This window comes from Brevundimonas sp., from assembly GCF_036677305.1.
In the GTDB taxonomy this organism is placed as follows: Bacteria; Pseudomonadota; Alphaproteobacteria; order Caulobacterales; family Caulobacteraceae; genus Brevundimonas.
In genome coordinates this window covers 1-6,805 of record NZ_JAKFEB010000112.1, presented here as the reverse complement: position 1 = coordinate 6,805, position 6,805 = coordinate 1, and the positions used below count along the sequence as shown (strand labels likewise).

General features: G+C 67.5%; 5 protein-coding genes and 1 pseudogene. All 6 read left to right on the top strand.

Features of this window, described 5'->3' with window-relative positions; genetic code table 11:
• Nucleotides 1-885: pseudogene (locus V6M42_RS06660) on the top strand (TonB-dependent receptor); the annotation flags it as partial.
• A gap of 88 nt (nt 886-973) precedes the next feature.
• Nucleotides 974-2,434: a glucoamylase family protein gene (locus V6M42_RS06655; protein WP_332658392.1), complete on the top strand. Its 1,461-nt coding sequence runs from the start codon at nt 974-976 to the stop codon at nt 2,432-2,434.
• Nucleotides 2,431-3,708 carry an extracellular solute-binding protein gene (locus tag V6M42_RS06650; RefSeq protein ID WP_332677931.1) on the top strand — a complete coding sequence of 426 codons (1,278 nt, stop codon included), beginning with the start codon at nt 2,431-2,433 and terminating at the stop codon, nt 3,706-3,708. Before V6M42_RS06655 ends, V6M42_RS06650 begins: the two co-directional genes overlap by 4 nt.
• Nucleotides 3,705-4,643 (top strand): carbohydrate ABC transporter permease, encoded by a 939-nt coding sequence (locus V6M42_RS06645; RefSeq protein WP_332677930.1) that lies wholly within the window; start codon nt 3,705-3,707, stop codon nt 4,641-4,643. The genes V6M42_RS06650 and V6M42_RS06645 overlap by 4 nt, the downstream gene beginning before the upstream one ends.
• Before the next feature lie 166 nt (nt 4,644-4,809).
• A complete protein-coding gene (locus tag V6M42_RS06640) occupies nt 4,810-5,625 on the top strand; it encodes a carbohydrate ABC transporter permease (protein WP_332677929.1) in 816 nt (271 codons plus the stop codon).
• A gap of 116 nt (nt 5,626-5,741) precedes the next feature.
• Nucleotides 5,742-6,805: discoidin domain-containing protein (locus tag V6M42_RS06635; protein ID WP_332677928.1), on the top strand; the 1,064-nt coding region annotated here is incomplete at its 3' end.

Below are 6,805 nucleotides of genomic sequence, written 5' to 3'. Positions count from 1 at the left end.
CTGGACCCGGTCCTGGCGGCCATCCCCGGCAAGGGCGAAGCCTTCCTGCTGGCCAACGATTTCGAGCCGCCGCGGACAGACCAGTTCAACCTGGGCGTCCGTCAGCGCTTCGGCGAGTGGCAGAGCGAGTTCACCCTCGCCTACGGCAAGACCGAAAACGAGTTCACCTGGGCCTATCTGAACCGCTGCCGCGAACCCACGCGCGGCAACGACGGCGGCGGCTTCGGCGACAACGGCGGCTTCTGCGGCCCGGGCGGCGCGAACCCGTATCGCAGCTATCTGGTCTCCGACCACAACAAGGAGCGCGAGTTCCGGGCCCTCTACGTCAAGCTGGACAAGAACTATACGGTCGACTCCGGCTGGGGCCTGAACATCGCCTACACCTGGTCGCAGGCCGAACAGAACGGCGGTCGCGACGCATTCTGCTTCGACTGCTTCAGCATCGAAAGCTCGCCGGTTCGTCCGACCGACAATGACGAGCGTCACCGCATCGTGGCCAACGGCATCGTGGACCTGCCCTTCGACTTCCAGCTGTCGGGCATCCTGACGCTGGGTTCGGGCACGCCCTTCGACGTGTTCGACGGACGAGGCCCGAACTTTGTCTACCGTCCGAACCACGGCCGTCCGCAGCAGTTCAACTTCATCATCCCGAACTCGTTCGCCTACCGGAACCTGGATCTGCGTCTGACCAAGGACTTCACGGTGTTCAGCGGGTCGGAGCTGTCGCTCTATCTGGACGTCATCAACGTGTTCAACTTCGACAACTTCTCCGGCTTCGACGGCGGAACGGGCTCGGCTGCGAGCCCCAACCCGAACTTCGAGCGCCCTTCGACCGTGCTGTTCCCGACCCGCACCTTCCAGGTGGGCATGCGTTACAGCTTCTGACCGTCTCCTGAACCTGACGGCCGCTCCCTGATTCCCCGGGGGGCGGCCATTTTTTGACTGACCCGAGTTTGCGTAAGAGGATGAGACCATGGATCGCCGCAGGTTTTTGATGGGCTCCACGGTCGCGGGTGTCGCGGCGCTTTCGATCGGCGGATGCGGCGGCGCAGGCCTCGACTATTTCAGGCCTGTCGCGCCCCTCGTGGATCCCGAGGTCGATGAACTTCAACAGCGGACCTTCAACTGGTTCGCGCACGTCACCAATCGCGCCAACGGCCTGACGCCCGACCGCTGGCCGACCAGATCCTTCTCGTCCGTCGCCGCCGTCGGCTTCGCCCTGACCTGCTGGCCCATCGGCGTCGAGCGCGGCTGGATGAGCCGCGAGGAGGCGCGCGAACGCACCCTGACCACCATCCGCTTCTTCCACGACGCGCCCCAGGGGCCGGAAGCGACGGGCGTGAGCGGCTACAAGGGCTTCTTCTACCATTTCCTCGACATGGAGACGGGGCACCGGTTCGGCCGGACCGAGCTGTCGACCGTCGACACGACGCTTCTGGTCGCGGGCATGCTGTTCGCGGCGCGCTGGTTCGACGGGGACCATGCCGAAGAGGCCGAGATCCGTCGCCTCGCCCAGGCCGTCTACGACCGCATCGAATGGGACTGGGCCGTCGTACGGCCCAACCGCATCACCATGGGCTGGCATCCCGAGACCGGATTCATTCCGGCGGACTGGCACATCTACAACGAGGGCATGCTGGTCCTGCTGCTGGCCATCGGCAGTCGGACGCATCCGGTTCCGGCGACGGTTTGGCAGGAGTGGTGCAGCGTCTACGACCAGAGCTGGACCGACCGCTGGGGCCCCGCGCACCTGGCCTTCGCCCCGCTGTTCGGCCACCAGTACAGCCACATGTTCGTGGACTTCGGCGGCATCTACGACCCCTGGATCCGGGCGAAAATCCGCGAGACGGGCGAAGAGTTCGACTACCGCATCAACAGCGAGCGCGCGGTTCAGGCCCAACGCAAATACGCCATCGACAATCCGATGGGCTGGGCCGGCTATTCGGCTGATGTCTGGGGCCTGACGGCCTGCGACGGACCGGGCGACTTCAAACAGGTCGTCGACGGGCGCGAGCGCGAATTCTTCAGCTATTCGGCGCGCGGGCCCGGCGACCGCGACGACGGGACCATCGCCCCGACGGCGGCCATGGCCTCCTATCCCTTCGCGCCCGCCGACGTGACAGCCTGTCTGAAGGCGATGAAGGCCCGCTACGGGACCGGCATCTACACCGAGTTCGGCTTCATGGACTCGTTCAACCCGACGCTGACCCGGCGCGAGGGAGGGCTGCAACACGGCCGTATCGTGCCGAACGTCGGCTGGGTCGACGGCGACTATCTGGGCATCGACCAGGGCCCGATCGTCATCCAGATCGAGAACCACCGATCAGAAGCCGTCTGGCGCAGGATGCGGCTGGAGCCCAATCTGGTGCGCGGCCTGAAACGCGCCGGCTTCACCGGGGGCTGGCTCAATCTCGAGGCGGTGCGCGCGCTGTGACGAACCCGCGCCCCGATCGGCGGACGGCCCTGGGCCTGCTGGCGGGCGCGGCGGCGACGGGGATGGCCGGGTGCGGCGGCCGCGACGACGGGACGACGCGCCTGCGCTTCTGGGCCATGGGCAATGAGGCGACCAACGTCCCCCGGATCCTGCCCGACTTTGAACGGCTGAACCCCGGGATCAAGGTCGAGGTCCAGGCCCTGCCGTGGACGGCGGCCCATTCCAAACTGCTGACATCCTACGCCGGCAATTCGCTGCCGGACCTCAGCCAGGTCGGCAACACCTGGGTGTCCGAGATGGCGGCCATCGGGGCGATCAGCGCCCTGCCGGACTTCGCTTCGGACCTGCTGACCGACCAGTTCCCGGCGGTGCTGGAGACCAACCGCATCGGCGGGCGGGTCGTCGGCGTGCCCTGGTACGTCGACACCCGTCTGATCTACTACCGCGCCGACCTGCTGGAACGCGCGGGCTTCCCCGACGGCGTGCCCCAGACATGGGAGACCTGGAAGGCGGCGATGCACGCGGTCAAACGCGTGGCCGGACCGGGCAACTATGCGGTCCTGCTGCCGGTCAATGAGTTCGAACAGCTGCTGACCTTCGGCCTGCAGGGGGCCGAGCCGCTGCTGCGCGACAGGGACACGCGCGGGAATTTCTCCAGCGCCTCGTTCGTGGCGGCGCTGGAATTCTACAAGAGCCTGTTCGACGAGGGTCTGGCTCCGGTCGCGTCCTCGACGCAGATTTCCAACGTCTGGACCGAGTTCGAGAAGGGCTATTTCAGCTTCTACTTCTCGGGTCCCTGGACCATCGGCGACTTCAGGAACCGGTTGAAGCCGACGACGCGCTGGATGACCTCGGGCGTGCCCGGGCCGACCGGGCCGGGGGCCTCGGCGCCGGGCGGGTCGTCTCTGGTCGTCTACCGTCATTCGCCGCATCAGGAAGCGGCGTGGAAGCTGGTGCGCTACCTCTCCGATCCGGCGGTGCAGGCGCGCTTCAACACCATCACGGGCGACCTTCCGGCGCGCGAGAGCGCCTGGGCGACGCCGGCTGTGGCCAACGACCCCTACATCGCCGCCTTCAAGGGCCAGCTGTCGCGGGCGAAGGCCGTGCCCAAGGTGCCGGAGTGGGAGCGCGTCGTCACCGAGATGCAGATCGTCGCCGAACGGATGGTGCGCGGCGAATTCACCCCCCGCGCCGCCGCCGCCGAGATCGACCGCCGCGCCGACCGGCTGCTGGAAAAGCGCCGCTGGATGATGGAACAGGGGAGGGCGATATGACCGTCGTCGATGCGCTCGTCGCCTCCCGCAAGGCGCGCCCGGCGCGGAACGCCCGCAACCGCGAGCGCGCGGCCTGGGGTTTCGTGGCCCCGGCCCTGATCGCCATCGGCGTCTTCTTCGCCATTCCGGTCTTCTCGGCCCTGCTGCTCAGCCTGACCGATTTCGACATCTACGCCCTGGCCGACATCGGCAATGTCCGCTTCGTCGGTCTGCAGAACTATGAGCGGCTGCTGGGCAATCCGCTGTTCTGGGGCGCGATGCGGAACACCGGCCTGTTCGCCCTGATCGGGGTGCCCCTGTCGATCGCGACCTCGCTGGCGGCGGCGGTGATCCTGAACGCGCGGGTGATCAAGTGGCGGCCGGTCTGGCGGGTGATGTTCTTCGCCCCCTATGTCACCACCCTGGTCGCGACGGCGGTGCTGTGGAACTACCTGCTGCACACGAAGTACGGCGTCATCAACTGGGCGATCCAGAGCGTCGGCCTGCCGCCCGTGGACTGGCTGGGCCAGCCCTCGACCTCGATTCCCGCCATCCTGATGTTCGTGGTGTGGAAGATATTCGGCTACAACATGCTGATCTTCCTCGCGGTTCTCCAGACCGTGCCGGACGACCTGTATGAGGCCGCGCGCATCGACGGGGCCGGGCCGTGGAAGCAGTTCCGGCACGTCACCCTGCCGGCCATCGCCCCGACCCTGCTGCTGGTGTCGATCATCTCGGTCGCCGGCTTCTTCCAGCTGTTCGCCGAGCCCTATGTGATGACCCAGGGCGGGCCGGCCCAGTCGACCGTGACGGTGCTCTACTTCATGTACGAAGAGGGCTTCAAATGGTGGAACCTCGGCTCGGCCAGCGCCGTGGCCTTCGTGCTGTTCCTCTGCATCCTGGCGGTGACGCTGGTGCAGCTGGCGGTGGCGAAGCGGATGGGGGCCTACGAATGAACGCTCCTCACCCCGTCATCCTCGGGCTTGACCCGAGGACCAGACTTTCCGGCGCTCAGTGGCAGCTGGATCGCGCCGAACTCAGGGCCATCGACGATGCGTCGTGCGGCCCCGCGTCCGATCCTCGGGTCAAGCCCGAGGATGACGGTGAGGGGAAAGAAGTCGCATGAAGCCCAAAGCCATCCTCCTCAACCTCGCCGTCGGCCTGATCGGGTTGGTGGTGCTCTTCCCCCTGCTGTGGATGCTGTCGGTCAGCTTCATGACCACGGGCGAGGCCGCCACCTTCCCGCCGCCGCTGCTGCCGAAGTCGTGGACGCTGGACCACTACCGCGACCTGTTCATGACCCAGGGCATGGGCCGCTATCTGTGGAACAGCTTCGCCCTTGCGTCGCTGGCGACCGGGCTGGCGCTGCTGTTCACGGTTCCGGCCGGCTACGCCTTCGCCAAACTGGCCTTCAAGGGGCGCGACCGGGTGTTCCAGATCCTCGTCGCCGCGCTGGTGGTGCCGGCCCAGATCGGCACCCTGCCGCTGTTTCTGATGCTCAAGGGGATGGGGCTGGTGAACACCTACGCCGGGGCGCTGGTGCCCTGGCTGGCCTCGATCTTCGGCCTGTTCCTCGTCCGCCAGTATGCGCTGAGCATTCCCGACGAGATGCTGGAGGCCGCCCGCATCGACGGCGCCTCCGAGGGCCAGATCTTCCGCCGCGTGGTCCTGCCGACGCTCCAGCCGATCATCGTCACCCTGGCGCTTTTTGTCTTCCTGGGCAGCTGGAACGACTTCCTGTGGCCGCTGATCATCCTGACCGACCAGTCCAACTACACCCTGCCGGTGGCGCTGGCCGCCCTGTCGCGCGAGCATGTGCAGGACATCGAGCTGATGATGGCGGGCGCCGTCATCACCGTGGCCCCGGTGCTGATCCTCTTCCTCGCCCTGCAGCGCTACTACATCCGCGGCATGCTGGCGGGCAGCGTGAAGGGATGACCCGGTTCACCGCCGTCATCCTCGGGCTTGACCCGAGGATCAGAGGGATCGGCGAACTGACTGCTGACCGCGAGGCGCACGGCGCCTGATCCTCGGGTCAAGCCCGAGGATGACGAATGAAAGAGAGTACGAGCATGCGTGGATTGCCGGTCGCCATCGCTTTCGCCCTTGGTCTCGCGAGCGCGGCCCACGCCCAGACCCCGCGTTCGCTCGATACGTTCGAGACCCTGACCCCATGGGCTGCCGACGCCTCGACCGACGTCTCGTCTGCGATCACCAGCGTCGACGGCCACGACGGCAAGGCCATGCGGCTGGAGTACGACTTCAACGGCCGCTCCGGCTACGCCTTCGCCGCCCGCGCCATCGATCTGGACGTCCCCGCCAACTACGAGGTCAGTTTCTGGCTGCGCGGCGAGATGGCGCCCAATACGCTGGAGATAAAGTTCGTCGACGGCTCTGGCGACAACGTCCACTGGCGGCAGATCCGGGGGTTCAGGGCGAACGCCGAATGGACCCGCTACACCATCAAGGCGCGCCAGATCATCTGGGCCTGGGGCCCCAACCCCGACCGCACCTTCCGCGGCGCCGAGCGGATCGAGTTCGTGGTCACGGCGGGCGAGGGGGGGCGAGGCTGGATCGAGGTCGACCAGCTGGAGCTGCGTGAACTGCCGCCCGAACCGTCGGTCGCGCCGCGTCCGCTGGCCAGCGCCAGCAGCGAGGACGGGCTGAACGTCGCCGCCCGGGCGGTGGACGATGACCCCGGCACCGCATGGCGCACAGGCGCGGCCGGCGAACAGACCCTGACGCTGGACCTCGGCTATGAGCGCGAATTCGGCGGCCTGACCCTGCGCTGGGCCGAGGGTCTGGCGGCGTCGCGATACCGGCTGATGGCGTCGTCGGATCGTCAGGACTGGCGCGAGCTGGCGGCGGTCAGCGATGGCGACGGCGGCGTCGACTGGTTGCGGACGCCCGAGGCCTCGGCGCGCTGGTTGCGGCTGGACCTGCTGGCCCCGACCGGCGACGGCCCGGCCAATGCGACCCAGTCGGGCGCCGGCCAGATGCTGAACGCCCGCCGCGCCGAGGCCTACGCCCTGAACGCGCTCGAGATCGAGCCCCTGTCGTTCGGCGAGACGCCGACGACCTTCATGCGCGCCGTTGCGGATGAAAGCCGGCGCGGCCT

What these genes read in the sequence shown, in the direction of transcription:
- V6M42_RS06655 (WP_332658392.1), top strand. Translation starts at nt 974, where the DNA reads ATGGATCGCCGCAGGTTTTTGATGGGCTCCACGGTCGCGGGTGTCGCG.
- V6M42_RS06645 (WP_332677930.1), top strand. Translation starts at nt 3,705, where the DNA reads ATGACCGTCGTCGATGCGCTCGTCGCCTCCCGCAAGGCGCGCCCGGCG.
- V6M42_RS06640 (WP_332677929.1), top strand. Translation starts at nt 4,810, where the DNA reads ATGAAGCCCAAAGCCATCCTCCTCAACCTCGCCGTCGGCCTGATCGGG.